We start from the raw sequence: 24,302 nt of genomic DNA, 5'->3' as shown, positions 1-24,302 counted from the left end.
CTCTTCTCATGCCTCCGTCTTGCTGAGGCCGGGGGTCGCTGCCGTGGGGACGTCGAGTTGGCCCGTTTCGTGGAATTCCAGCTGTTTGCGGCGGTCGGCGACGAGTCCTTCGGGCCGGAAGCGCATCAGGAGGATGAGCGCGATGCCGAAGAGCAGCAGCTGGTAGTCGGCCATGAACTGGAGCTTGGCCGGGATGAGGTAGAGCAGGGCCGCGCCGATGAGGGGGCCGGTGACGGTGCCCATGCCGCCGAGGATGACGGCGATGAGGAGGAAGGCGGAGTTGGGCGGCGCGGTGTGGACGAACTTGTAGGACTCGGGTGTGACGGAGAACTCGACGTGGGCGAGGACGGTTCCGGCCATGCCGGCCAGGGTGGCGCCGAGGGCGAAGGCCATCAGTTTGAGCCGGAAGGCGTTGACGCCCATGGCGCGGGCGGCGGTCTCGTCCTCGCGGATGGCGATCCAGGCGCGTCCGATGCGGGAGTTGTCGGAGCGGCGGAAGATGGTGACGACGATGGCGGTGAACAGCAGCATCAGCAGGTAGTAGTTGGCGAATCTGCCGAGTTCGAAGCCGAGGATGGTGTGTTCTTCGCCGAGGTTGAAGCCGAAGAGTTCGAGGTCGGGGATGTTGGGGATGCCGTTGGGTCCATTGGTGACGTTGGGGCCCGAGTCGCCGTCGAGGTTCTGTACGGAGATGCGGAAGATCTCCCCGAAGCCGAGCGTGACGATGGCGAGGTAGTCGCCGTGCAGCCGCAGTGAGGGGAAGCCGATGATCAGGCCGAAGACGAGGGCGACGGCCGCGCCGATCAGGACGGCCGCCCAGAAGGGCACATGGAAGCCCAGCGGTGAGGTGTCGGCGCCGGAGAGCAGGGCCGCGGTGTAGGCGCCGACGCCGAGGAAGGCGACGTAGCCGAGGTCGAGGATGCCGGCGAGGCCGACGACCATGTTGAGGCCGAGCGCGACGGTGGCGAAGATCAGCACGCTGACCGCGATGTTGGTGTATGCCTCGTTGCTCTGGGTGAGGGGGAAGAGCAGCGCGGCGACGAAGGCGGCGGCCAGGGTGACGTTGCGGTGCTTGGCGGCGATGGCCGACAGGCGGCGGGTCAGCCCGGCCCTGCCCAGGGCGGGTGCGGCGAAGGCGACCAGGACGAGGAAGCCGATGAAGGGCGGCCCGTCCTCGGCTTCGATGCCGTAGGCGAAGACGTAGAGGCCCAGTGCGCAGGACGCGCAGATGATCAGGATCTCGGCCCAGCCGGGGACGGGTGTGGGGGCTCCGGGTGAGGGCGCTTTGAGGGCGTGGACGAGTCGGCGCCACGGGTTGCCGCCCTGCCCGGTGGGGGAGGGTTCGGGCGGCAGGTCGGCGGGGAGCGCGAGTGCTCCGACGAGGGCGATGAGGGTGCCGGCGATGCCGGTCCACATGCCGGGTTCGAAGTTGGCGAGGCCGCCGAGTTCGACGGCGATGGCGCCTGCCGTGTACCAGGTGGCGGCCAGGTTGGCGAGCGTCATCAGCAGCAGGGCGCTGTGCTTGCCGCCGGGGGTGAGCCAGCGCAGTCCGCGTACCTGGGCGCCGGCCAGCAGGAGGGCGGCGGTGAGGATCGAGGCGGCGAGAGTGAGGAGCTGGAGTCCGGCGGGGTAGAAGGCGACGGTGAGGTCGCCGGGGAATTCGGCGGTCCAGGTCCAGGCGAGCATGGTGCTGGCGAGGGAGATGATCGCGCCGGCGCCGACGAGGATCCGGCCGAGCTTGCGGCTGGTGTACGGGTCGGGGCTGAGGGGGAGGGGCGCAGGGCCCGCGGTGGTGGTGTGGGGGGCGGGGGTGGCTGCTTCGGTGGTGTGGTGGTCGGTCATGGGTATCACGCCCGATCCGCGAGGCGTTCGCCGAGAAGCCCCTGGGGTCGTAGCAGCAGGACCAGGATGAGCAGGATGAAGGCCCATACGTCCTTCCAGGATCCGCCGCCGAACTGTTCCATGCCGGGGATGTCTCCGATGTAGGCGGTGGCCATGGCTTCGGCGACGCCGAGGACGAGTCCGCCGACCATGGCGCCGTAGATGTTGCCGATGCCGCCGAGGACGGCGGCGGTGAAGGCTTTGAGCCCTGCGATGAAGCCCATGCGGAAGCTGACTTCGCCGGTTTTGAAGCCCTGCGCGATGGCGGCGACGGCGGCGAAGGCGGCGCCGATGGCGAAGGCCATGACGATGATGCGGTCGGTGTTGATGCCCATGAGCTTGGCGGTGTCGGGGTCCTGCGAGGTGGCCTGCATGGCGCGCCCGGTGCGGGTCTTGGCGACGAAGACGCCGAGCGCGATCATGCACACGGGTGCCGAGATGTAGATGAACAGGTCCTCGCGGGAGAGGGTGACGAAGCCGAGGTCGAAGTCCCCGCCGGTGAACTGCGGGAAGGGGCGGGCCTTTTTGGCGTCGGGGTAGAAGGACCAGACGGCTTGCTGGAGTGCGAGGGACAGGCCGATCGCGGTGATCAGCGGGGAGAGCCGTGGTCCGCCGCGCAGCGGCCGGTAGGCGAAGCGTTCGGCGCCGACGCCGACGAGCGTGGCGCACACGACGCCGAGCAGGATCATGAGGGGCAGGGCGATGGCGAGTCCTGTGCCGTCGGGCAGCCACAGGTAGGCGGTCAGCGCGCCGAAGCCGCCGATCATGAATATCTCGCCGTGGGCGAAGTTGATGAGCTGGACGATGCCGTAGACCATCGTGTACCCGATCGCGATGAGACCGTACAACGCGCCGAGTGCGAGGCCGTTCGCCAGCTGATCCGGCAGATCTTGCACCGGGTGTCCTCCGGGTGTGTCGGATACGGCTGCGCGGGGGCGCCGTGGCGCCCCCGCGCAGCAGTGAGGTTCGGTTGGGGCGGGGCGGGTGGGGGGGAGGAGTGAGAAGCCGGAACGGGTGGGGGGAGCGGGCGGGAGGAGGCTCAGCTTCCCTGGAAGGTGCCGGTCTGTACGGGCACGTGCTTGCCGCCCTTGACCTCGTAGACGGAGAGCTGCTTGTTGGTGGTGTCGCCGTATTTGTCGAACGCGACGTCGCCGGTCACGCCGCTGAACCTGACGTCCTGCATGGCTTCGGTGATCTGCTTGCGGGCGTCGTCGCGGTCGTCGGGGAGCTTGCCGTCGTTCTTGTCCACGACGGCCTTGACGGCCTGGATGATGGCCCAGGCGCTGTCGTAGGAGTAGCCGCCGTATGCCTCGTAGGGCAGCTTGTAGCCGGCTGCCTTGTAGTTCTTCATGAACTGCTTGGCGGTGTCGAGGGTCTCCAGGGGCGCGCCGACGGAGGTGGCCATGTCGCCTTCGGACTTCTTCTTGTGCAGCTTGATGTATTCCTGGCTGTAGAGCGCGTCGCCGCCGACGGCGGGCATGTTGCCGCCCGCCTTCTTGATCTGTGCGGAGAGCGGGGCGGCGGTGGGGTATTCGCTGCCGATGTAGACGAAGTCGGCCTTGGACTTGGCGACTTTGGTGGCGACGGCGGAGAAGTCGCGGTCCTCGGGGTTGATGTGGTCGGTGCCGACGACCTTGCCGCCGAGCTTCTTGAACTCGTCGCCGAAGGTTCCGGCCAGGCCCGCGCCGTAGGTCTTCTTGTCGTCGATGATGTACGCGTTCTTGAACTTCTTCTTGTTGTACAGGTATTGGGCGGCGTACGGGCCCTGGACGGCGTCGGTGGTGGCGGTGCGGAAGTAGGTCTTGAACAGGCGCTTCTTGCTTCCGGACTGCCAGTCGGGGCCTTGCGTCAGCTGGGGCGCGGTGTTGGCGGGGGAGACCTGGACCAGGTCGGCGTTGCCGAAGACCTTCTGCATGGACTGGCCCACGTGCGAGTTGAGGGGGCCGACCACGCCGACGACGTCCTGGTTGCCGACGAGCTTGGTGGCGTTCTGCTGGCCGGTACCGGCCTGGCCCTGGTCGTCGAGGGCTTCCAGTTTGAAGGTGACGCCCTTGACTTCCTTGTTCTTGTTGGCGGTCTTGACGGCGAGGTCCGTGGAGTTCTTGATGCCCTGGCCGAGCGCGGACAGATCACCCGTCAGCGGGGCGTCGAGCCCGATGACGACAGTGGCCTCCGCACCGCTGTCGCCACTGCTGCCCTTGTCGTCGCGTGAGCCGCACGCGGACAGGGTGAGAGCTCCCACCGTGACGGTGGTGGTGAGTATGAGCAAGGAACGGTGACGCACGATCAGTCCTTTCCCCAGAGCGCGGCCCTCGTGGTGAGTGGCCGTCTCGCGCGCCGGGCCGTACGGAGGTACAGATCGGTGCTTGTCGTACACGCCCGGCGGCGCGGTGACTGGCGGTGACTCTATGGGGATGGGGTGAAGACGGGCAGAGGTGCGGGAGAGGATGTGACTCTCTTGTTATCACCGTCATACAGCCGACAGTCACGATCCACGGCTCCCCCCAACTTCCGCTCTGTTACGGGGATGTGGCGGACACGTTTCGCGTGGCGAAGCCGCAGTTGATTCAGGGGACGCGCACGGGGCCCCGCGGAGAGGGTCCGCATACCGTACGGAAGGCGCGGCTCAGTGATCGCGCATAGTGATCACCGGGGAGGCAGCGGAGATCTTGCGCGGTGCGCAGGTTACGCAGGGTCACCAGAAGTCGGAGCAGCCGCGCCCCCCCATCGGCGCGCCCCGCCCGGACCACACCCGGGCACGGAGCCACACCCCTCGAGCCGCCCCGGTCACCACCTCGCCCGCTTACGCGTCACGAGCCCCCCGCCGCGCGCGACTACGACGGCGCGCACTCCTTCTCACCTCGACGGCGCGTGATCACGACGGCGCATGCCCCTTCTCGCCGCGACGGCGCGCGGCCACGACGGCGAGGGCCCGGCGGAATCCGGGACGACCCCGGCCCCCACGCTCGCGAGAAACCGGCGGCGGGCGGTACGTCCGCGAGAGCGGGCCAGGCGCTCGTACCGCCGCGACGGCGCGCGGCCACGACGGTGAGGGCCCGGCGGAATCCGGGACGACCCCGGCCTCCACGTTCGCGGGAAAATCAGCCGGATTGCCGACTACGCATCGCGCAGGAGGCAGGTGAGCCGGGCCGAGCAGACCCGCTTGCCGTCCTCATCGGTGATGGCGATCTCGTACGTGGTCATCGTGCGGCCCCGGTGCGTGGGGGTGGCCACGCCCGTGACCAGGCCGGAGCGCGGCCCCCTGTGGTGCGTGCAGTTGAGGTCCACGCCCACGGCGGCCTTGCGGGGGCCGCCGTGCAGCATCGCGCCGACCGAGCCGAGCGTCTCGGCCAGCACGGCCGACGCGCCGCCGTGCAGCAGCCCGTAGGGCTGGGTGTTGCCCTCGACCGGGAGGGTGCCGACCACGCGCTCGGGGGAGGCTTCCACGATCTGGAGGCCCATGCGCTCGCCCAGGTGCCCGGCCGAGAAGAGCGCCGACAAGTCGAGCCCCGAGTCCGCCCACTGGTCCAGGACCTCCTGGGGGAACTTCGTCGTGCTCTTCTCACCCATGCGCGCGGCTCCGATCGCTCTCGTTCGTCGTCCGCTTCGAGCTTAGGTCAGACGAGCGGATCTTCCTCGCCCGCGGGGGTGAGCCTGATCACCACGGACTTGCTGGCCGGGGTGTTGCTCGTGTCGGCCGTGGCATCCAGCGGGACCAGCACATTGGTCTCGGGGTAGTAGGCGGCGGCGCAGCCGGGCGCTGTCGGGTAGTGGACGACGCGGAAGCCGCGCGCCACCCGCTCCACCCCGTCGCTCCACTCGCTGGTGAGGTCCGCGTACGCGCCGTCCTCCAGCCCGAGCGCCCGCGCGTCCTCCGGGCGGACGAGCACCACGCGGCGGCCGTTCTTGATGCCGCGATAGCGGTCGTCCAGGCCGTAGATGGTGGTGTTGTACTGGTCGTGCGAGCGCAGCGTCTGCAGCAGCAGGCGGCCCTCGGGCAGCTTCGGGTACTCGACGGGTGCCGCCGTGAAGTTGGCCTTGCCCGTGGCGGTGGGGAAGCGGCGCTCGTCGCGCGGCGCGTGCGGCAGCGCGAACCCTCCGGGGTGCGCCACGCGCGCGTTGAAGTCCTCGAAGCCGGGGATGACGCGGGCGATGCGGTCCCGGATGAGGGCGTAGTCCCCCTCGAAGTCCTCCCAGGGTGTGGCGCTGCCGGAGCCGAGTACGGCGCGCGCCAGGCGGGCGACGATGGCGGGTTCGGACAGCAGTTGGGCGCTTGCGGGAGCCAGTCGGCCACGGGAGGCGTGCACCATGCCCATGGAGTCCTCGACGGTCACGAACTGATCGCCTGCGGACTGGGTGTCGCGCTCGGTCCTGCCCAGCGTCGGCAGGATCAGCGCCCGCGCGCCGGTCACGCAGTGCGACCGGTTGAGCTTGGTGGACACGTGCACGGTCAGTCGCGCCCGGCGCATCGCGGCTTCGGTCACCTCCGTGTCGGGTGAGGCGGAGACGAAGTTGCCGCCCATCGCGAAGAAGACCTTGGCCTGCCCGTCGCGCAGCGCCCGGATGGCGCGTACGACGTCGAAGCCGTGTTCGCGCGGCGGTGCGAAGCCGAACTCCTTCTCCAGCGCGTCCAGGAACTCCGGCGCCGGGCGCTCGAAGATGCCCATGGTGCGGTCGCCCTGCACGTTGCTGTGCCCGCGCACCGGGCACACCCCGGCGCCCGGCCGGCCGACGTTGCCGCGCAGCAGCAGGAAGTTGACGACCTCCCGGATGGTGGGCACCGAGTGCTTGTGCTGGGTCAGGCCCATGGCCCAGCACACGACGGTGCGCCGGGAGGCCAGCACCATCTCCAGGGCGCGCTCGATCCCGGCGCGCTCCAGGCCGGTGGCCGTCAGCGTCTCGTCCCAGTCGGCGGCCCGCGCGGCGCGCGCGAAGTCCTCGAAGCCGTGCGTGTACTCCCGGACGAACTCCTCGTCCACGGCCCCCTCGCGCTCCAGCAGCATCCGGTTGAGCACGCGGAAGAGCGCCTGGTCCCCGCCGAGGCGGATCTGGAGGAACAGGTCGGTCAGCGCGGTGCCGCCGCCGGCCAGGCCCTTGGGGGTCTGCGGGTTCTTGAACCGCTCCAGACCCGCCTCGGGCAGCGGGTTGACAGTGATGATCTTCGCGCCGCCCGCCTTGGCCTTCTCCAGAGCGGAGAGCATGCGCGGATGGTTGGTGCCCGGATTCTGCCCGGCGACGATGATCAGGTCGGCCTTGTACAGGTCCTCCAACAGCACGCTGCCCTTGCCGATGCCGAGGGTCTCGGTCAGTGCGGAACCGGAGGACTCGTGGCACATGTTGGAGCAGTCGGGCAGGTTGTTCGTGCCGTACTCGCGGGCGAAGAGCTGGTAGAGGAACGCCGCCTCGTTGCTGGTGCGCCCCGAGGTGTAGAAGACCGCTTCATCCGGTGAGGCGAGTGCCTTCAGCTCCTCGGCGACCAGCGCGAAGGCCCGCTCCCAGCTGATCGGCTCATAGCGCTCGCCGCCCTCGGGCAGGAACATGGGTTCGGTGAGGCGGCCCTGCTGGCCGAGCCAGTATCCGGAGCGCCCCGCCAGGTCGTCGACCGGATGCTCGGCGAAGAACGCCCGGGTGACCCGGTGGGTGGTCGCTTCCTCGGCGACCGCTTTGGCGCCGTTCTCGCAGAACTCCGCCGCGTGCCGTTTGTCACCCTCCGGCCAGGCGCAGCCCGGACAGTCGAACCCCTGCTTCTGGTTGACGCGCAGGAGGGTCAGGGCTGTGCGCTTCACACCCATCTGCTGCCGGGCGATACGCAGTGAATGCCCGACAGCCGGCAGCCCGGCCGCGGCATGATGCGGCGCCCCGACCTCGGGGGCGTCCTGAACAGGGTCGGAGGAGGGCGGCTTACGCGTCATGAGTCAGATGGTGCCACTTATCACCTGCCGTGGGCACCCGGGCCGGGGCCCGGACCCTCGGACCGGATGCCGGACCGGATGCCGGACCGGATGCCGGCCCGGATGCCGGACCAGCCGTCGGACCGGGTGTCGGGCCGGCCGTCGGGCCGAGCCGCACACCTGGCCGCGGGACCGGGCCGCACCGCGTGAACACGTACGGGCGCACGGCGTGAACGCCAACGGGGCGCGGCGGCGCGTACCGGGGTCCGGCCCGGCGCCTGTCACCGCGCTCTCCGCGCCGCCGCGCCGAGAGTGTCAGTGCCGCATGCGAGGATCGGACTCGTGGCTAAGAAGGCAGCAGCGAAGACGACCCAGCAGGCACCTGAGACAGCGAGCGGCGAGGCCCGGCCCCGCCTTCTGCTCATGGACGGACACTCCTTGGCGTACCGCGCCTTCTTCGCGCTGCCTGCGGAGAACTTCAACACGGTCACGGGCCAGCCGACGAACGCGATCTACGGCTTCACCTCGATGCTGGCGAACACGCTGCGCGACGAGGCGCCCACGCACTTCGCCGTCGCCTTCGATGTCTCGCGCAAGACCTGGCGCTCCGAGCAGTTCTCGGACTACAAGGCCAACAGGTCCAAGAGCCCTGATGAGTTCAAGGGGCAGGTGGAGCTGATCGGCGAGCTGCTCGACGCCATGAAGGTCCGCCGCTACGCGGTGGACGGCTTCGAGGCCGACGACGTGATCGCCACACTGGCCACCGAGGCGGAGGAAGAGGGCTTCCAGGTCTCCATCGTCACCGGCGACCGCGACGCCTTCCAGCTGGTCAACGACAACATCACGGTGCTGTACCCGACCAAGGGCGTCTCCGAGCTGACGCGCTACACCCCGGAGAAGGTCGAGGAGAAGTACGGCCTGACCCCGGCGCAGTACCCGGATTACGCCGCGCTGCGCGGCGACCCCTCCGACAACCTGCCGGGCATCCCCGGCGTCGGCGAGAAGACCGCGGCCAAGTGGATCCGGGAGTTCGGCTCCTTCGCCGAGCTGGCCGACCGCGCCGAGGAGGTCAAGGGCAAGGCCGGCCAGAACCTCCGCGACCACCTGGAGGCCGTCCAGCTCAACCGCCGGCTGACCGAGCTGGTGCGCGACGTCGAGCTGCCCGACCGCCCCGAGGACCTGGTCCGCGCCCCGTACGACAGGGACGCCCTCGCCGTCATCCTGGACGCGCTGGAGTTCCGCCACCAGAACTTCCGCGACCGCCTCTTCGCCGTGGACCCGGGCAACGCCACGGAGGAGGCTCCCGCCGTGGCCGAGGGCGTCGAGGTCGAGGGCACCCTCGTGGAGCCCGGCACCTTGGGCCCCTGGCTCGCCGAGCACGGCTCCGGCACGCTCGGCGCGGCCACGGTGGACGTGTGGAAGCTGGGCAGCGGCAGCGTGAGCGAGGTGGCGCTGGCCACCGCGGCCGGCCCCGCCGTGTGGTTCGACCCGGCGCAGCTGTCCGAGGACGACGACAAGGCGTTCGCCGCCTGGCTCGCCGACTCCGGCAAGCGCAAGGTCATGCACGACGCCAAGTCCCTGACGCGCGTCTTCGCCGAGCACGGCTGGAGCGTCGGCGGCGTATGGATGGACACCGCCCTGGCCGCCTACCTCGACAAGCCCGGCCGCCGCTCCTTCGCGCTCGACGCGCTGTCGGTGGAGTACCTGGCCCGCGAGCTGGGGCCCGCGGCCGAGGCGGACGGGCAGCTCGCGCTGGGGGTGGACGAGCGGGCCGAGGCGGACGCGCTGATGGTCAAGGCCCGCACCATCCTCGATCTGGGCGTCGCCTTCGAGGAGCGCCTGGAGCAGGTCGGCGCGGCCGAGATGCTGCGCGACCTGGAGCTGCCCACCTCCGAGGTGCTGGCGCGTATGGAGCGGGCCGGTATCTGCGCGGACCGGGAGTGGCTGACGGGCCTGGAGCAGCAGTTCGCCGACGCCGTGCAGCAGGCGGTGAGCGAGGCCCACGCCTCGGTGGGCCACGAGTTCAACCTCGGCTCGCCCAAGCAGCTCCAGGAGGTCCTGTTCGGCGAGCTGGGCCTGCCCAAGACGAAGAAGACCAAGACGGGTTACACCACGGACGCGGACGCGCTGGCCTGGCTCGCGGGGCAGACCGAGCACGAACTGCCGGTGATCATGCTGCGCTACCGCGAGCAGCAGAAGCTGCGCACCACCGTCGAGGGCCTGATCAAGACGATCGCGCCCGACGGCCGCATTCACACCTCCTTCAACCAGACGGTGGCCGCCACCGGCCGGCTCTCCTCCACGGACCCGAACCTCCAGAACATCCCCGTGCGCACCGACGAGGGCCGGGCCATCCGCCGCGGCTTCCGCGTCGGTGAGGGCTACGAGTCGCTGATGACGGCGGACTACAGCCAGATCGAGCTGCGGGTGATGGCGCACCTGTCCGAGGACGCGGGCCTCATCGAGGCGTTCACCTCCGGTGAGGACCTGCACACCACCGTGGCCGCGCAGGTCTTCGGGGTGGAGAAGAGCGCGGTCGATCCGGAGATGCGCCGCAAGATCAAGGCGATGTCCTACGGCCTGGCCTACGGTCTGTCCGCCTTCGGCCTCTCCCAGCAGCTGGGCGTCGCCCCGGATGAGGCGCGCAAGCTGATGGACACCTTCTTCGAGCGCTTCGGCGGGGTCAGGGACTACCTGCGGACTGCTGTCGAGGAGGCCCGCGCCACCGGCTACACCCACACGATCATGGGCCGCCGCCGCTATCTGCCCGACCTGACCAGCGACAACCGGCAGCGCCGCGAGATGGCCGAGCGCATGGCGCTCAACGCGCCGATCCAGGGCACGGCCGCGGACATCGTCAAGGTCGCCATGCTGAAGGTCGATGCGGGCATCCGCGCCGCGGGCCTGCGTTCGCGGATGCTGCTCCAGGTCCACGACGAAATCGTGCTGGAGATCGCCCCGGGGGAGCGGGAGCAGGTCGAGAAGCTGGTGCGTGCCGAGATGTCCACGGCCGTCAGCCTGCGCGCGCCCCTGGACGTCTCGGTCGGTGTGGGCCAGGACTGGGAGTCGGCCGCGCACTGACATGCGAGCCGGCGGCGCACTGGCAGGCGGTGCCGCGCGCCGGGTCCGCCACCTGGTGTGCCGGTCCGCCACCCGGTGCGCGGGGAGAGCCGCCGCTCCGGTTGCCCGGGGCGGCTCCCCGGGGGCGCCAGGGGCGCTCCCCGGCGCACCGGGGCCGCCGCGGGCGCGGTGATCTGCCGTACGCGCGGGGGGAGTTGGGGTGACACCCGGGTAAATGCCGCGGGAACCGGGCCGGATCGCGGACCAGGAGAGCCGTAAGTGCCCGATGACCGCTGACTTGGGCCCCGCAGGTGCCGTAAGGTCACGTTGATTGCGTCCCCAGGGGAGAGGACGGGACTGACTTATGGTGCGATACCGGGCCAGGCACGCGGCAATGAGGCAGGGCGTCACGGGCAGGCGGCGCAGAGCGCTGAGCGGCAAGAGGCTCCGCCGTGGACTGGGCGGGACGGCGGTGGCAGCGCTCGTCATGGCGGCGCTGACCGCGTCCCAGGCGCCCGGGGTGGAACTGGGCGGAGAGCAGCACGGGGACAACGGCCGCCCGGATGCGGCCAGGGACGGCACGTCCGGCGACGACTCGTACCACACCGAGCTGCCGCCGCTGGAGACCCCCAACCCGCCCGGTGGCTCGGCCCCCGGCGGCTCGGGTGACCAATCGGGTATCCCGGCCTCGGTGTTGGACGCCTACAAGAAGGCGGCCAGATCGCTGGCCTCCTCTTCGGCCGGCTGCGGGCTGCGCTGGGAGGTCCTCGCCGCCATCGGCAAGGTCGAGTCGGGCCAGGCGCGCGGCGGCGCCGTGGACGAGGACGGCACGACGCTGCGGCCCATCCTGGGTCCGGTGCTCAACGGCCAGGGCTTCGCCAGCATCAAGGACACCGACGGCGGCAGGTGGGACGACGACACCCAGTACGACCGGGCCGTCGGACCCATGCAGTTCATACCCTCCACCTGGAACCGGTGGGGCGCGGACGGCAACGGCGACGGCCGCGAGGACCCCGACAACGTCTACGACGCCGCGCTCGCGGCGGGCGCGTACCTGTGCGCGGACGGCCGCGACCTGAGCGTCAAGGCCGACCTGGACCGGGCGATCCTCAGCTACAACAACTCCAGTGCCTACCTGCGCACGGTCCTCGCCTGGTTCGACTACTACCGCAAGGGCGCCCACTCGGTCCCCGACGGCGCGGGCGCGCTGCCGACCTCGCCCGGGGCGGGCGGCGGCTCGGGCGGCGAGTCCTCCCCGGGCTCGGTCGAGCGCGCCGGAAGCGGAGGCAAGGGCGGCAAGGGCGAGAGCGGCAAGGGCGGCTCCGGCCACACCAAGCCCGGCAACGGCGGCCCCGGCGGCGGTTCCGGCGGGGGCGGCGGCCACAGCCCCAGCCCGACTCCGACTCCGTCCCCCACTCCTACGGCGCCCTCCTCCCTCAAGCGCGTCGGCGCCCAGGACATCACCGCAGCCGCAGGCGAGAGCTTCGCCCAGCGGCCCCAGGTCAAGGTCACGGCGTCCAACGGCAAGGGCGTCAAGGGCGTCCGCGTCCGCTTCGAGATCAGCGGCGAGACCGGCGCGGGCTTCGCCGGCGGCATCAAGAGCGTGGCCGTCGCCACGAACTCCGCGGGCCTCGCCACCGCACCCATGCTGCACGCGGGCGACAAGCCCGGCCCCTTCACGGTGCGGGCCTCGGCCCCGGGCAAGGGCCTGGGCACCGTCGAGTTCGGCGCCTCGGTGACGGCCCCGAGGGCGGACGCGCTGGCCCGCACGGGCGAGGCGCCGCTGGAGGCCGGGAAGGGCGGTGCCTTCGTGAACCCCGTCGAGGTCAAGGCCACCCGGGGCGACAAGGCTGCGGCCGGTGTCACGGTGACGGCGGCCCTGGCCGACACGGAGAAAGGCCCCTTCTTCAAGGACGCCGACGGCAATCCGCTGCGCACTCTCCAGGGCCTCAAGACCGACCCCAACGGTGTGCTGCGGCTCCCCGCGCTCTTCGCCGACGCGAACCCCGGTGACTACACCCTGACCCTCACCGCCACCGGCGGCGCCAAGCTGGAGGTAAAGCTCACCATCAAGGGCTGACCCCCCTCGCCCCTTCTTCCGCGCTTCACCTGCCAGACACCCCTCGCCCCCGGTGCCCCGCACCGGGGGCGAGGGCGTTTCAGGGGCCGGGGCCGTGCGGGGTCCCGAGCGCAAGTCCCGGGCGGGCGCCCGCACTTCGGATCCCGATCAAGCACGGCCGGGTTCCCATCCCTCGCCGCGCTTGCTACCGTGGCCCGGCAACTGACGGAGCATCAGTTCGCCGTGCCCACCCCCGGGAGGCCCCGTATGCGAGCCCTCATCGCGGCCGTCATCGGCCTGGCCGCCGCCCTCGCGCTCGTCTTCGCGATCACGGCCGTGGGCGCACCACCGGGCGAGACCTCGAAGAAGCCGCTGCACACCACCGTCCCCCGGCACCCGTGAACAGGAGGCAGCATGCGCAGGAAAGCGAGCCTCGTCCTCCTGGCGCTGGCGGTGTTCTTCGCCGCGCTCTCGCCCCTGATCCGCTGGTACGCCTTCCCGCGCCTGGCGAAGATCCCGCCCGGCCAGTACCAGGAAATGGTGCTGGAGGCGAAGAACGCCACCCTCCTCGACTACGCCACCATGAAGTCCAAGAAGGTCGAGAAGGTCAGCATCGTCCAGACCCTCAAGGGCAATGCGCCGGAGGCCGGGAAGGTCAAGGACCGCACGGGGCGGGACGTCGTCGTCTGGGACTCCCTCAGCTACGTCGCCGACCCCGAGGGCAAGATGGTCTCCCAGATCCCCGAGCGCTACATCTTCGACGCCCACTCCCAAGAACCCGTCCACGACCCCGGCGAACACGTTGACGGCGACCGGGTACGCCGCGAGGGCATCGAGTACAAGTGGCCCTTCCTCACCGAGAAGCGCGACTACGAATACTTCGACTTCCAGACCCGCACCTCGGCCCCCATCCACTACAAGGGCACCCGCACCGTGCGCGGCATGGAGGTCTACTACTTCGAGCAGGACATCCCCTGGACGAAGGTGAAGGTCCCCAAGAAGCTGCCCCTGGGAGCCACCCCCGAGGTCGTCGGGCAGATGGGGCTGGAGCGCTGGTACACCACCAAGCGGATGTTCTGGGTCGAGCCGGCCACCGGCGCACCCCTCGACGGCCAGGAGATCCACAAGGAGGAGATGCGCTGGAGCGGCAAGCCCGGCAAGAAGCCGCTCACCGCCTTCGCCGGACACGTCAAGATGCGCCCCGACTTCCAGGACGCGACGGTCGATCTGGTCTCCTCCCAGCGCCAACTCGTCCTGACGATGACGACATACCTGCCCTGGGGCTTCCTCGCCCTCGGCGGCATCCTGCTGGCCCTCTCCCTCACCCTGGAGGCCAGGAGCCGGGGCCGGGGCCACGCCGCCCCCGGCACACTCCCGGGAGCGGACGGCGACGACGGCGACGACGGCAACGAGGGGGACGGGGACCGGCCGGCAGGTCCGCCCGGCAGGCACCGGCTTCAGGTGTGACAGCGCCGCGCGGCAACGACAGCCGCGCGCCGACGGCACACCGACGACACAGGGCACGGCGGCGGACGAGGGCTTGGCGGCGAGGGGAGGCCAGGTCAGCTCCCCGAGGGGCCCCGCCCCCGCGCCGCCTGCCTCGCCTTCGTATGCCGCGTCGCCTCCGCCGAGACGGGGTCCTCCGGCCAGGGATGCTTGGGATAGCGACCGCGCAGCTCCGCGCGTACGGCGGGATACCCGTTCTGCCAGAAGGAGCCCAGGTCGGAGGTGACGGCCGCCGGGCGCCCGGCGGGGGAGAGGAGGTGCACCCGCACCGCCACCCGGCCGTCCGCGATCCGCGGCGTCTCCCGCGCGCCGAACATCTCCTGGACCTTGACGGCCAGCACCGGCGGATACTGCTCGTAGTCGATCCGGACACGCGACCCCGAAGGGACCTCGATCCGCTCCGGCGCCAGCTCCGCCAGCCTCGCCGCCTCCCCCGACGCCCAGGGCAGCAGCCCGGTCAGCATCGCGGCGACATCGGTCGCGGCCAGGTCGGCGCGGGAGCGCACCGCGCCCAGCCACTCCCCGGCCCGCGCCAGCAGCGCTTCGTCCGAGACGTCGGGCCACGGCTCGCCCAGCGCACGGTGGAGAAACCCCAGCCGCCGCCGCAGCGAGACGGCCCCCTCCGTCCAGCGCAGCAGCCCGGGTCCTGATCGACGCAGGCCCTCCAGCGCGGCGGCCCGCAGCCGTTCGGGCGCCGGACGGGGCAGGGCGCGTACGGCGAGCCGGACCGCGCCGAGGGATTCCACTTCCCGCGCCACGACATCCCCCTCCGCGCCCTGTGCGGCATCCCACCGCACCTCCTCGCGCAGTTCGTGCAGCGCGCCCGCCGCCTCCAGCGCCGTCCGCTCGTCGAGGGCCGCCGCGAGCCGCACGCGGGCCGAGGCGGCGCCCACCGGCCGGTCGGCGACGGCCACAGCCAGCCATGGCGTACCCCGCAGCGCGCTGTCCCCGCCCAGCTCGGCCCCGGTTCCGGCGAGCATGAGATACGAGGCGCCGCCCCGCGCCCGCCCGATCCGCTCCGGCTGGGCCAGCGCGATGACCAGGCCCACGGCTTCGTCGTCACCGAGGGAGCGCGGCCGTGGCGCGGACCGGGCCCCGCCCGCCGGGCCGCCTCCGGCCCTGCCGCCGCCCTCCTGCCCAGCCCCGCCGCCCAGCAGCGCCCGCAACCGCCGTACCTCCGCGGCCCAGCGCGCCCCGTACGCGTCGCCCCCGCGCCGCCTGCGGGCCCGCCGCAGCGCTTCGGCCGCGTCGTCGCCGTACTCGCGCGGCGGCTCCTCACTCAGCAACGCCACGATCTCCGCCGCCAGTTGAGGACCCACTGCCGCCGCACCGTCCAGCAGCGCGCGGGCCAGCCGGGGGTGCAGGCCCAGACGGGCCATCCGGCCGCCCCGCGCGGTCGCCCGCCCCGCCTCGTCCACCGCGCCGACGGCCCGCAAGGTGTCATGGGCCGCCGTCATCGCCCCGCGCGGCGGTACGTCCAGCAGCGCCAGCCCCGCGGCACCGGGGTCGCCCCAGCAGGCGGCCTGGAGCGCGAAGGCCGTCAGATCGGCGACGGTGATCTCGGGCGACGCCTCCCTGGGCCGGCCCGCGTCCTCGCCCCGGGGCCAGCACCGGAACGCGACCCCGGGCGCCTCACGTCCCGCCCGGCCGGCCCGCTGGTCGGCGCCCGCGCGGGAGACCCGGACTGTCGCCAGTGAGCCCAGGCCCCGCGCATGGTCCATCCGGGGCTCCCGCGCGAGCCCCGAATCGATCACAACCCGCACGCCGGGCACCGTCAGGCTCGACTCGGCGACGGCGGTCGAGAGGATCACCCGCCGCCTGCCCCCGCCGCCGCCCCGCAGCACCGCGTCCTGCGCCGCGGCCGGGGCGCGGCCGTGCAGGGACAGCACCTCGGCGCCCGGATCCCCCGCGCCCCCCAGCAGAGCGCCGACCCTGTCGATCTCCCCGACGCCGGGCAGGAAGCACAGCACATCGCCTTCCGGCACGGTCTCCAGCGCCTCGCGCACCGTCGCCGCGACATGCCGCAGCAGCGCCGGATCGACCCACGTACCGTGCGCGGGCCGCACCCCGGACGGCGGCGGGGCATACCGCGTCTCCACGGGGTGGCCGGTCCCGCTGCCATGGACGACGGGAGCCGACAGCAGCCGCGCCCACGCCGCGCTGTCCTGCGTCGCGGAAGCGGCGATCAGCCGCAGGTCGGGGCGGAGCGTGGCGCGCACGTCCAGCAAGAAGGCGAGCGCCGTATCGGCGTCCAGATGCCGCTCGTGGCACTCGTCCATGAGGACGACGTCCACCCCGGCCAACTCCTGGTCGCGCTGGAGGCGTTGCAGCAGAACGCCGGTGGTGACGACCTCCACCCGGGTCCGCGGACCCGCGCGGCGCTCGCCGCGCACGGTGAAGCCGACGCTGCCCCCGGGCTCCTCGCCCAGCAGCCAGGCCATCCGGCGGGCCGCCGAGCGGGCCGCCATCCGGCGCGGCTCGGCCACCAGGACGGTGCGGGCGGGCTCACCGTCCCCGAGCAGGCCGGCCAGCGCGAGCGGGATCAAGGTGGTCTTGCCGGTACCGGGCGGGGCGTGCACCACGGCGGCCCCGCACTCCGCCAGCGCCGCGCGCACCCGGGGCAGCGCCTCCCCGATGGGCAGCCCCGCCAGCTCCCCCGTCCGCCGCACCGAGCGGCTCACTCCGGCCGGGAGCAGACGAAGATCGCCGTCCCGGGCAGGAGGCGGCCGCGCGTCGGGGACCAGCCGCCCCAGACCTGCTGGTTCCATTCCGGCCATTCCGGTTCGACGAGGTCCTCCAACCGGAAGCCCGCGCCCACCAGCTCCCGAACCCGGTCGCCCATGGTCCGGTGATGCTCCGCATACACCGTGCGCCCCTGCTCGTCCTGCTCGACGTAGGGGGTGCGGTCGAAGTAGGAGGCCAGGGCGACGAGGCCCTCTGGACCGGGCTCGTCGTCGAAGCACCAGCGCAGCGGATGGGTGAGCGAGAAGACCCAGCGCCCGCCCGGCCGCAGCACCCGCCGCACCTCGCGGAAGACCCGCTCGGGGTCGGCCACGAACGGGAGCGCTCCGTACGCCGAGCAGGCCAGATCGAAGGACGCGTCGGCGAAGGGCAGCGCCCGCGCGTCCGCCTCGACCAGCGGAAATCCCGGTTCGCCGGGCTCACCGCCGCGGCCACCACCGTCCTCACCGCCTATCCGCAGCGCGTGCTGGAGCTGACGGTGGGAGAGGTCGAGCGCGACGGGCCGCGCGCCTTGTGCGGCCAGCCAGCGCGAGCACTGCGCCGCGCCGGCACCGACCTCCAGCACGTCGAGCCCGGCGAGCTGCGAGGCGGGCCCGAGCAGCCCGGCCGCCGCCTCGTCCAGACCCTCCGGGCCCCAGACGAAGCGGGCGTCTCCCAGGAAACCGCCGTGGTCGTTCTGGTACTCGTCGGCGTTGCGGTCCCACCAGCCACGGTTCGCGCGGCTGCTCTCCCCGCCCCCGGCGGGCCGCCGTACGGCCTGCACGGCCTCGTCCAGCACAGCCTCGCCCCGCACGTTCTCGTCAGGGGCCGCAGCACCGCTGTGAGTGGTGTCCTGACGGCCGCCGGTCTCGTGATCGACTGCCTCGTGGCCGGTTGCCGTGCCGCCGTGCGCGGCGGGCTGGACACCCCCGCCCGCATCGTGCTTTTGTTCCATAGCGCCTGCCGCCGTACTCTCGTTGATGTCCGCTGCCGTCCCCGTGGGACACCGGAGACGATCTCCGGACCGCGCCGGGGCGGGCCATCTGACCATGTAAAGCGGCGAGTTCTGCCGGGTATGGGTCGTTCCATCCCAGGTGTGCTCTTTCGCGCATTGACCATGCCCAGCGGCCCCCGTATGCTACAAGTTGCGCTGCGGGCCTGTGCGCCTCAGACGGAGCAGGCCGCGCTCGCATCGGTTGTATGTCCCCTCGGGTTTCCTGTCTCTCAAGGCTGTCCGGCTGGCTTGCACGTGGTGCGATCAAGGGCTCTCGGCGTAGCAGTACCTACGACTCAATGTCCGTACCGGAGACCGTTAACCACATGACGAGCAGCACCGAGACCTCCGCCACCACTCCGCAGGTTGCGGTAAACGACATCGGTTCCGAGGAAGAATTCCTCGCCGCGATCGACGAGACGATCAAGTACTTCAACGACGGCGACATCGTCGACGGCGTCATCGTGAAGGTCGACCGGGACGAGGTCCTGCTCGATATCGGTTACAAGACCGAAGGTGTCATCCCTTCCCGTGAGCTGTCGATCAAGCACGACGTCGACCCGAACGAGGTCGTGGCCGTCGGCGACGAGATCGAGGCCCTGGTTCTCCAGAAGGAGGACAAGGAAGGCCGCCTGATCCTCTCGAAGAAGCGCGCTCAGTACGAGCGTGCCTGGGGCACCATCGAGAAGATCAAGGAAGAGGACGGCATCGTCACCGGTACCGTCATCGAGGTCGTCAAGGGCGGCCTCATCCTGGACATCGGCCTGCGCGGCTTCCTGCCGGCCTCCCTCGTGGAGATGCGCCGCGTCCGCGACCTCCAGCCGTACGTCGGCAAGGAGCTGGAAGCCAAGATCATCGAGCTGGACAAGAACCGCAACAACGTGGTCCTGTCCCGCCGTGCCTGGCTGGAGCAGACCCAGAGCGAGGTCCGCCAGACCTTCCTCACCACCCTCCAGAAGGGTCAGGTGCGCTCCGGCGTCGTCTCCTCCATCGTCAACTTCGGTGCCTTCGTGGACCTGGGTGGCGTCGACGGACTGGTGCACGTCTCCGAGCTGTCCTGGAAGCACATCGACCACCCCTCCGAGGTCGTCGAGGTCGGCCAGGAGGTCACGGTCGAGGTCCTGGACGTGGACATGGACCGCGAGCGCGTCTCCCTGTCGCTCAAGGCGACCCAGGAAGACCCGTGGCAGCAGTTCGCCCGGACCCACCAGATCGGCCAGGTCGTCCCCGGCAAGGTCACCAAGCTGGTGCCCTTCGGCGCGTTCGTCCGCGTGGACGAGGGCATCGAGGGTCTGGTCCACATCTCCGAGCTGGCCGAGCGCCACGTGGAGATCCCGGAGCAGGTCGTCCAGGTCAACGACGAGATCTTCGTCAAGGTCATCGACATCGACCTGGAGCGCCGCCGCATCAGCCTCTCGCTGAAGCAGGCGAACGAGTCGTTCGGCGCCGACCCGTCGGCCGTCGAGTTCGACCCCACGCTCTACGGCATGGCGGCGTCCTACGACGACCAGGGCAACTACATCTACCCCGAGGGCTTCGACCCGGAGACCAACGACTGGCTGGAGGGCTACGAGGCCCAGCGCGAGGCGTGGGAGAACCAGTACGCCGAGGCGCAGTCCCGCTTCGAGCAGCACCAGGCGCAGGTCATCAAGTCCCGCGAGGCCGACGAGCAGGCCGCTGCCGAGGGTGCCACCTCGACCAGCGCCCCGACACCGCAGGGCGGTGGCAGCGGCGGCCAGGGCGGTGGCGGCGGCTCGTACTCGTCCGAGGGTTCGGATGAGGACAGCGGCGCGCTGGCCTCCGACGAGGCACTCGCCGCGCTCCGCGAGAAGCTTGCCGGTGGTCAGAGCTGACGGCTGACCCCGGGCTCAAGCCCACGACGAGGCCCGCACTCCCTTGAAGGGAGTGCGGGCCTCGCCCGTTGTCCGGGTGCGCCCCTTGTGCGAGTGCTCCCATGGGCGCGTGGGCGCACCGCCTCTGCGATCGGGGGCGCGTCCCCCGGAGCGTACGGCGCGTGAGGGGGGCGTCCGCGCCGCCGGTGTGGCCCGGTGGGAATGACCGATGGGTGGCGGGCGTTGAGCGTATGTATGCCAGAGGAGCGTGAATCAGTGGATCCGCAGGGTTTGTACGCGTGGGACCAGACCGGGCTGGAGGCCGTCGACGCGATCGTCGGTGAGCCCGACAGCGCCGGACTGGTGATGCTTTACCACTTCGAAGGCTTCATGGACGCGGGCGACACCGGTGAGCAGATCGTGGAGCGGCTCCTGGAGAGCCAGCCCTCCGTGACGGTCGCGCGCTTCGACGTGGACCGGCTCATCGACTACCGCGCGCGCCGCCCGATGATGACGTTCCGCCGGAACGCGTGGGTCTCCTACGAGACACCACGCCTGGAGCTGCGCCTGATGCGGGACGCCACGGACGCGCCGTTCCTCCTGCTCGCCGGCCCGGAGCCGGACAACGAGTGGGAGCGGTTCTCGGCTGCCGTCGTGGAGATCGTCGAGCGGGTGCGGGCCCGGCTCTCCGTCACCTTCCACGGGATCCCGATGGGCGTCCCGCACACCCGGCCGGTCGGCCTGACGCCGCACGGCAACCGCACCGAGCTGGTACCGGGGCAGCGGCCCGTCTTCGAGGAGGCCCAGGTGCCCGGCAGTGCCGCCGGACTGAGCGAGCTGCGGCTGGCCGAGAGCGGACACGACGTGCTCGGCGTCGTCGCCCACGTGCCCCACTACATCGCGCGGTCCACCTATCCGGACGCGGCGCTCATCGTCACCGAGGCGATCACCTCCGCCACCGGCCTCGTCCTGCCCGATGTCGCACACGCGCTGCGCACCGAGGCGCTGCGCACGCAGAACGAGATCGAACGGCAGCTCGCCGAGGGCGACGACGAACTGGTGTCCGTCGTCCGCGGCCTTGAGCAGCAGTACGACGCGGTCGCCGGTGCCGAAACGCGCGGCAATCTGGTCGCGGAGCCCGTCGAGCTGCCGTCCGCCGACGAACTCGGCGCGGTCTTCGAGCAGTTCCTCGCCGACCGGGAGGGCGAAGGCCCCGACGGGGACGGGCGGCGCGGCAGCTGACGGGAGGCGGGTAGCGCCGGTGATGGAGCCGGGGAAGAGAGCCGGGCGACCGGGGCGGGTACGGCGAGGTGGCGGCCGGTGCGGACCGTATAGCGTGGCCGTATGGTCAAGGTGGGTCTGACAGGCGGGATCGGCGCCGGCAAGAGCGAGGTCTCGCGGCTGCTGGGCGAATACGGCGCGGTGATCATCGACGCGGACGTGATCGCCCGCGAGGTCGTGGCGCCCGGGACCCCCGGGCTGGCCGCGATCGTCGCGGAATTCGGGCCGGACGTACTGGCGCCCGACGGCACGCTCGACCGCCCCAGGCTGGGCTCGCTCGTCTTCTCCGACACGGAACGGCTCGCCGCGCTGAACGCGATCGTCCACCCGCTGGTCGGACAGCGCTCGGCGGAGCTGGAGCGCGCGGCGGGCGAGGACAGCGTGGTGGTGCACGATGTGCCGCTGCTCGTGGAGAACGGGCTCGCGCCCCTCTACGACGAGGTGATCGTCGTCGATGCCGACCCGCGGACCCAGCTCGACAGGCTGGTGCGGCTGCGTGGCATGGACGAGGGCGAGGCACGGGCCCGGATGGCGGCGCAGGCAGGGCGCGAGGAGCGGCTGGCCGTCGCCGATGTCGTGATCGACAACGACGGCCCGCTGGAGGAGCTGGAGCCGCAGGTGCGGGAGGTGTGGAAGCGGCTCGGCGGGCCGGATCGGCGCGGTTGAGCCGATCCCGTCGTCCGGTTGAGCGGTTGTGCCGTTGTCCGGTTCAGCGCGGGGCGGGTTGTGACCTCCCCGGTCCCACGGGAGGGCGGCCTCCGGGAGGGCAGATCGCCGGGGGAGGGCGGCGGAAACCCGGTGGGAATGGCGCGGTCCCGTGTGCTGTTGTGCGGGGCAACGACCCGAAGAGGAGGGCGGTGTCCGTGACCAGCCCCGAGACGAACATCATCCAGTTCCGCGCCGCGGAGCAACTGCTGGAAGCGCGCGATCCGCGTGGTGCGGTCAACCTCCTCGACGGGGTGATCGAGGCACACCCCGAGCACACGGCCGCCCGGCTGCTGCGGGCCCGTGCCTACTTCCTCGAAGCCCGGCTCCAGTCGGCCGAGCAGGAGTTCCAATGGGTGCTGGAGCGCGAGCCGGACAACGCCTTCGCGCACTTCGCCCTCGCCCGCACGCTCCAGCGCTGTTCGCGGGAAGACGAGGCGCGAGGACACTTCAAGCTCGCCGCCGCGCTCGATCCACGCCCCGACTTCGTCGAGGCCGCGGGCTTCGACTCCTTCGAGCCCCCGGCCCCCGGCAGCACTGATCTGGGCAACTGACAGCCGGAGGCCGGCTCGGGGGCGTCCGAGAGGGTGCGCTGACGTCTCGTCAGGCCCCGGGCTTCCGCTTGGCCGCCCAGCGGGCCGGCGCCGCGAAGTCGTTGGCGCGCAGCCCGCGCCGGGCGTCCACCGGGTGCAGCAGCGCGGGGCCGGGGTGGTGGGCCGCGACGAACCCGCTCTCCTTGCGGGTGAGCCCGTCGTCCACCCGGGCGAAGGGGCGTCCGGCCGCCCACTCGACCACGTACCGGGTCTTCCACAGCAGCCCGTCCAGGTCCCGCACGAGATCCGGGCCTTTGGGCCACTCGATCACGGGCAGCCGTGGCAGTCCCGGCAGGGGGCGATGTACTCGTTGGCCTCGGCGGCCCAGGCGGTCGCCCACACCAACTCGTAGCCGAGGCCCAGCAGCGTCGCGCCGTGGGCCGCGTTGCGCCGGACCCGGAGCGGCTGGGCGGCCGTCCGCGGGCCGCCAGCCGTGCCACGTGACTGGGTGGCAGCAGCCGGTGCGCGCGGTAGCCGCGCGGGTGCAGCGGAAGCCTGGCCGCGAAGGGGTTGAGCGGGGTCGTCGATGTCCAGCAGGAGAAAGGGGCGCCCGGACTCTGCTTCCATGCTGCCTGACGGTACTCGCCGGTCGTAGCGGCGGGGAGCCCTGGCGGGGAGGGCATCGGCCGATCTACCGTGTGCCGCATGGACATTGACGCCGCACTCACCCTCGCGAGGACCGCCGCGGCTTCCGCCGCCGGGGGCGCCGCCACCGCCGCGGGGCAGTCCGCGTGGGAGTCTCTGCTCTCCCTCGCGCGGAGGGCCACCGGTCGTGGCGCCGAGGGGCAGCGCGATCCGGGCGGTCAAGGGGCGGGCGCGGCGGGCGAGCTGACGCCCGTCGATCCCGGGGACGCGGACCAGGTGCGGGTGCTCACGGGGCGGCTCGCCGACCGGGCCCGCGCGGACGAGGAGTTCGCCGCGCAGCTGCGTGTCTGGGCGGAACAGCACGCTCCGGCGCTGCGTGCCGAGCATTCCGAGGTGCACAACACGGTCGGCGGCTCCGCGCAGGTGACCGGCCACGTCATCCAGGCCGGCGACATTCACGGCGGCATCAACCTCGGCTGAGGGCACGGGCGCCGTCGATCCGGGCTTACGGAGCCTCGCGGGGGCGGGGAGCCAAGGTCACCGCCGCCGCGTCAGTCTCCCTCGGGCGGAGGCAGGGGTGAAGGCTGGGGCGGGGGTGGGGACGGAGAGAGGGGCTGGGGCGGCAGGGGCGGCTGCGGCGGTAAGGGCGCGTCCAGCCGGATCAGATCGCCCACCCCCGCGACCTTTTGCGGGGTGAGCGCCAGCGCGAGCAGCGCTTCGCGCACCGCCGCGATGTCGGAGCGCAACTGTTCCGCGTGCTCCCAGGCCCGCTCGTGGGCCACCGGATCGGTGTCCTCGGGGCGCTGGGACTCGTAGGCGGCCGGCCGGGGATGCCAGCGGGTCAGCAGGGGGCGCGGCACGCGGTTCAGCGTCGTCATCGCCAGCACACCGAAGCTCACATGGCCGGGCCGGAGCGGCGGTGCGACTTCCGGGCCCTAGCGGCGGAGGATGTCACGGGTGGTGCCGAGAGGGAGTAGAGCGAGGACAGTGCCTCGCGCAACAGCCCCTCTTCGGGGTCGAGTTCGACTACCGAGACGCGGCTCGCCAGCTCCAGATACAGCTCCCACGAAGCGCGGCGCTCCGCGTCCGCCGGCTCCCACACACCGGAGATCTCTCCGACGAACGGAAGCGCGAGCCGCGCGCTGACCTGTGTCGGGCCCGGCAACCTCGCCGGCTTCCTGCCACCTTGCTGCC

General features: G+C 71.7%; 20 protein-coding genes. 9 read left to right on the top strand and 11 right to left on the bottom strand.

All coding sequences use genetic code 11. The features are described 5' to 3' along the window. Positions 1–6 precede the first annotated feature (6 nt). The 5 genes from ABD339_RS24925 to ABD339_RS24905 form a co-directional block, all read right to left on the bottom strand. Entirely contained in the window at positions 7–1,842 is a 1,836-nt protein-coding gene (locus ABD339_RS24925; RefSeq protein ID WP_344568812.1) for a branched-chain amino acid ABC transporter permease, read from the bottom strand. A gap of 5 nt (positions 1,843–1,847) precedes the next feature. After that, positions 1,848–2,777 (bottom strand): branched-chain amino acid ABC transporter permease, encoded by a 930-nt coding sequence (locus ABD339_RS24920; protein WP_344568809.1) that lies wholly within the window; start codon positions 2,775–2,777, stop codon positions 1,848–1,850. A gap of 143 nt (positions 2,778–2,920) precedes the next feature. Beyond that, the gene (locus tag ABD339_RS24915) at positions 2,921–4,165 is read right to left on the bottom strand and encodes a branched-chain amino acid ABC transporter substrate-binding protein (protein WP_344568807.1); all 1,245 of its coding nucleotides are present in this window, start codon (positions 4,163–4,165) and stop codon (positions 2,921–2,923) included. Positions 4,166–4,998: 833 nt separating this feature from the next. After that, entirely contained in the window at positions 4,999–5,451 is a 453-nt protein-coding gene (locus tag ABD339_RS24910; RefSeq protein WP_344568805.1) for a PaaI family thioesterase, read from the bottom strand. Positions 5,452–5,498: 47 nt separating this feature from the next. Continuing rightward, entirely contained in the window at positions 5,499–7,793 is a 2,295-nt protein-coding gene (locus ABD339_RS24905) for an FdhF/YdeP family oxidoreductase (protein WP_344568803.1), read from the bottom strand. 321 nt (positions 7,794–8,114) lie between these two features. Between ABD339_RS24905 and polA the strand changes: the two genes are divergently transcribed. The 4 genes from polA to pgfA all read left to right on the top strand — a co-directional run bounded on the left by polA (position 8,115) and on the right by pgfA (position 14,358). Then, complete coding sequence (gene polA, locus ABD339_RS24900; RefSeq protein ID WP_425576084.1) at positions 8,115–10,853, top strand: DNA polymerase I; 2,739 nt, start codon at positions 8,115–8,117, stop codon at positions 10,851–10,853. A gap of 373 nt (positions 10,854–11,226) precedes the next feature. Next, complete coding sequence (locus ABD339_RS24895) at positions 11,227–12,912, top strand: lytic transglycosylase domain-containing protein (protein ID WP_344568801.1); 1,686 nt, start codon at positions 11,227–11,229, stop codon at positions 12,910–12,912. 246 nt (positions 12,913–13,158) lie between these two features. Then, on the top strand, positions 13,159–13,293 hold the full coding sequence (locus ABD339_RS24890) for an SPW_0924 family protein (RefSeq protein WP_344568799.1): 135 nt from the start codon (positions 13,159–13,161) through the stop codon (positions 13,291–13,293). Positions 13,294–13,305: 12 nt separating this feature from the next. Continuing rightward, entirely contained in the window at positions 13,306–14,358 is a 1,053-nt protein-coding gene (gene pgfA / locus ABD339_RS24885) for a cell envelope lipid trafficking protein PgfA (protein WP_344568797.1), read from the top strand. A gap of 95 nt (positions 14,359–14,453) precedes the next feature. On the opposite strand, the gene hrpB is transcribed toward pgfA, so the two are convergent. Both hrpB and ABD339_RS24875 read right to left on the bottom strand, forming a co-directional pair. Beyond that, positions 14,454–17,174: an ATP-dependent helicase HrpB gene (gene hrpB / locus ABD339_RS24880; RefSeq protein WP_344568795.1), complete on the bottom strand. Its 2,721-nt coding sequence runs from the start codon at positions 17,172–17,174 to the stop codon at positions 14,454–14,456. Next, complete coding sequence (locus ABD339_RS24875; protein WP_344568793.1) at positions 17,075–18,073, bottom strand: class I SAM-dependent methyltransferase; 999 nt, start codon at positions 18,071–18,073, stop codon at positions 17,075–17,077. The genes hrpB and ABD339_RS24875 overlap by 100 nt, the downstream gene beginning before the upstream one ends. Before the next feature lie 365 nt (positions 18,074–18,438). Here ABD339_RS24875 and rpsA point away from each other — a divergent pair, with 365 nt between their 5' ends. The 4 genes from rpsA (at position 18,439) to ABD339_RS24855 (ending at position 22,484) form a co-directional block, all read left to right on the top strand. Next, positions 18,439–19,965 carry a 30S ribosomal protein S1 gene (gene rpsA / locus ABD339_RS24870; RefSeq protein ID WP_344568791.1) on the top strand — a complete coding sequence of 509 codons (1,527 nt, stop codon included), beginning with the start codon at positions 18,439–18,441 and terminating at the stop codon, positions 19,963–19,965. A 255-nt stretch (positions 19,966–20,220) separates the two neighbouring features. Beyond that, complete coding sequence (locus ABD339_RS24865) at positions 20,221–21,186, top strand: proteasome assembly chaperone family protein (RefSeq protein WP_425576083.1); 966 nt, start codon at positions 20,221–20,223, stop codon at positions 21,184–21,186. 102 nt (positions 21,187–21,288) lie between these two features. Then, positions 21,289–21,891, top strand: coding sequence for a dephospho-CoA kinase (gene coaE, locus ABD339_RS24860; RefSeq protein WP_344568787.1), 603 nt, complete (start codon positions 21,289–21,291; stop codon positions 21,889–21,891). Between the two features lie 191 nt (positions 21,892–22,082). After that, entirely contained in the window at positions 22,083–22,484 is a 402-nt protein-coding gene (locus tag ABD339_RS24855) for a tetratricopeptide repeat protein (protein ID WP_344568785.1), read from the top strand. A 49-nt stretch (positions 22,485–22,533) separates the two neighbouring features. Here ABD339_RS24855 and ABD339_RS24850 read toward each other — a convergent pair whose 3' ends face one another. After that, entirely contained in the window at positions 22,534–22,794 is a 261-nt protein-coding gene (locus ABD339_RS24850) for a hypothetical protein (RefSeq protein ID WP_344568783.1), read from the bottom strand. Further along, the gene (locus ABD339_RS24845; RefSeq protein ID WP_344568781.1) at positions 22,791–23,090 is read right to left on the bottom strand and encodes a hypothetical protein; all 300 of its coding nucleotides are present in this window, start codon (positions 23,088–23,090) and stop codon (positions 22,791–22,793) included. Before ABD339_RS24845 ends, ABD339_RS24850 begins: the two co-directional genes overlap by 4 nt. Positions 23,091–23,168: 78 nt before the next feature. Here ABD339_RS24845 and ABD339_RS24840 point away from each other — a divergent pair, with 78 nt between their 5' ends. Beyond that, positions 23,169–23,588 (top strand): hypothetical protein, encoded by a 420-nt coding sequence (locus tag ABD339_RS24840; RefSeq protein WP_344568779.1) that lies wholly within the window; start codon positions 23,169–23,171, stop codon positions 23,586–23,588. Between the two features lie 71 nt (positions 23,589–23,659). Here the strand turns inward: ABD339_RS24840 and ABD339_RS24835 are convergent, their stop codons facing one another. Both ABD339_RS24835 and ABD339_RS24830 read right to left on the bottom strand, forming a co-directional pair. Further along, positions 23,660–23,986, bottom strand: a complete 327-nt coding sequence (locus tag ABD339_RS24835; RefSeq protein ID WP_344568777.1) for a hypothetical protein — start codon at positions 23,984–23,986, stop codon at positions 23,660–23,662. Between the two features lie 17 nt (positions 23,987–24,003). Next, positions 24,004–24,273: a hypothetical protein gene (locus ABD339_RS24830; protein ID WP_344568775.1), complete on the bottom strand. Its 270-nt coding sequence runs from the start codon at positions 24,271–24,273 to the stop codon at positions 24,004–24,006. Between the last annotated feature and the right edge of the window lie 29 nt (positions 24,274–24,302).

This window comes from Streptomyces axinellae, assembly GCF_039532135.1.
GTDB lineage: Bacteria > Actinomycetota > Actinomycetes > Streptomycetales > Streptomycetaceae > Streptomyces > Streptomyces axinellae.
Note: the sequence above shows the minus strand (reverse complement) of the source record. Positions and strands in the feature narration are given on the sequence as shown.

Excerpts from the sequence above, each read along its gene's own strand:
- ABD339_RS24895 (WP_344568801.1), top strand. The coding sequence starts at position 11,227 with ATGAGGCAGGGCGTCACGGGCAGGCGGCGCAGAGCGCTGAGCGGCAAG.
- ABD339_RS24875 (WP_344568793.1), bottom strand. The coding sequence starts at position 18,073 with ATGGAACAAAAGCACGATGCGGGCGGGGGTGTCCAGCCCGCCGCGCAC.
- ABD339_RS24845 (WP_344568781.1), bottom strand. The coding sequence starts at position 23,090 with ATGGAAGCAGAGTCCGGGCGCCCCTTTCTCCTGCTGGACATCGACGAC.
- ABD339_RS24835 (WP_344568777.1), bottom strand. The coding sequence starts at position 23,986 with ATGACGACGCTGAACCGCGTGCCGCGCCCCCTGCTGACCCGCTGGCAT.
- pgfA (WP_344568797.1), top strand. The coding sequence starts at position 13,306 with ATGCGCAGGAAAGCGAGCCTCGTCCTCCTGGCGCTGGCGGTGTTCTTC.
- coaE (WP_344568787.1), top strand. The coding sequence starts at position 21,289 with ATGGTCAAGGTGGGTCTGACAGGCGGGATCGGCGCCGGCAAGAGCGAG.
- ABD339_RS24890 (WP_344568799.1), top strand. The coding sequence starts at position 13,159 with ATGCGAGCCCTCATCGCGGCCGTCATCGGCCTGGCCGCCGCCCTCGCG.
- ABD339_RS24905 (WP_344568803.1), bottom strand. The coding sequence starts at position 7,793 with ATGACGCGTAAGCCGCCCTCCTCCGACCCTGTTCAGGACGCCCCCGAG.
- ABD339_RS24925 (WP_344568812.1), bottom strand. The coding sequence starts at position 1,842 with ATGACCGACCACCACACCACCGAAGCAGCCACCCCCGCCCCCCACACC.
- ABD339_RS24840 (WP_344568779.1), top strand. The coding sequence starts at position 23,169 with ATGGACATTGACGCCGCACTCACCCTCGCGAGGACCGCCGCGGCTTCC.
- ABD339_RS24910 (WP_344568805.1), bottom strand. The coding sequence starts at position 5,451 with ATGGGTGAGAAGAGCACGACGAAGTTCCCCCAGGAGGTCCTGGACCAG.
- rpsA (WP_344568791.1), top strand. The coding sequence starts at position 18,439 with ATGACGAGCAGCACCGAGACCTCCGCCACCACTCCGCAGGTTGCGGTA.
- hrpB (WP_344568795.1), bottom strand. The coding sequence starts at position 17,174 with ATGGCCGGAATGGAACCAGCAGGTCTGGGGCGGCTGGTCCCCGACGCG.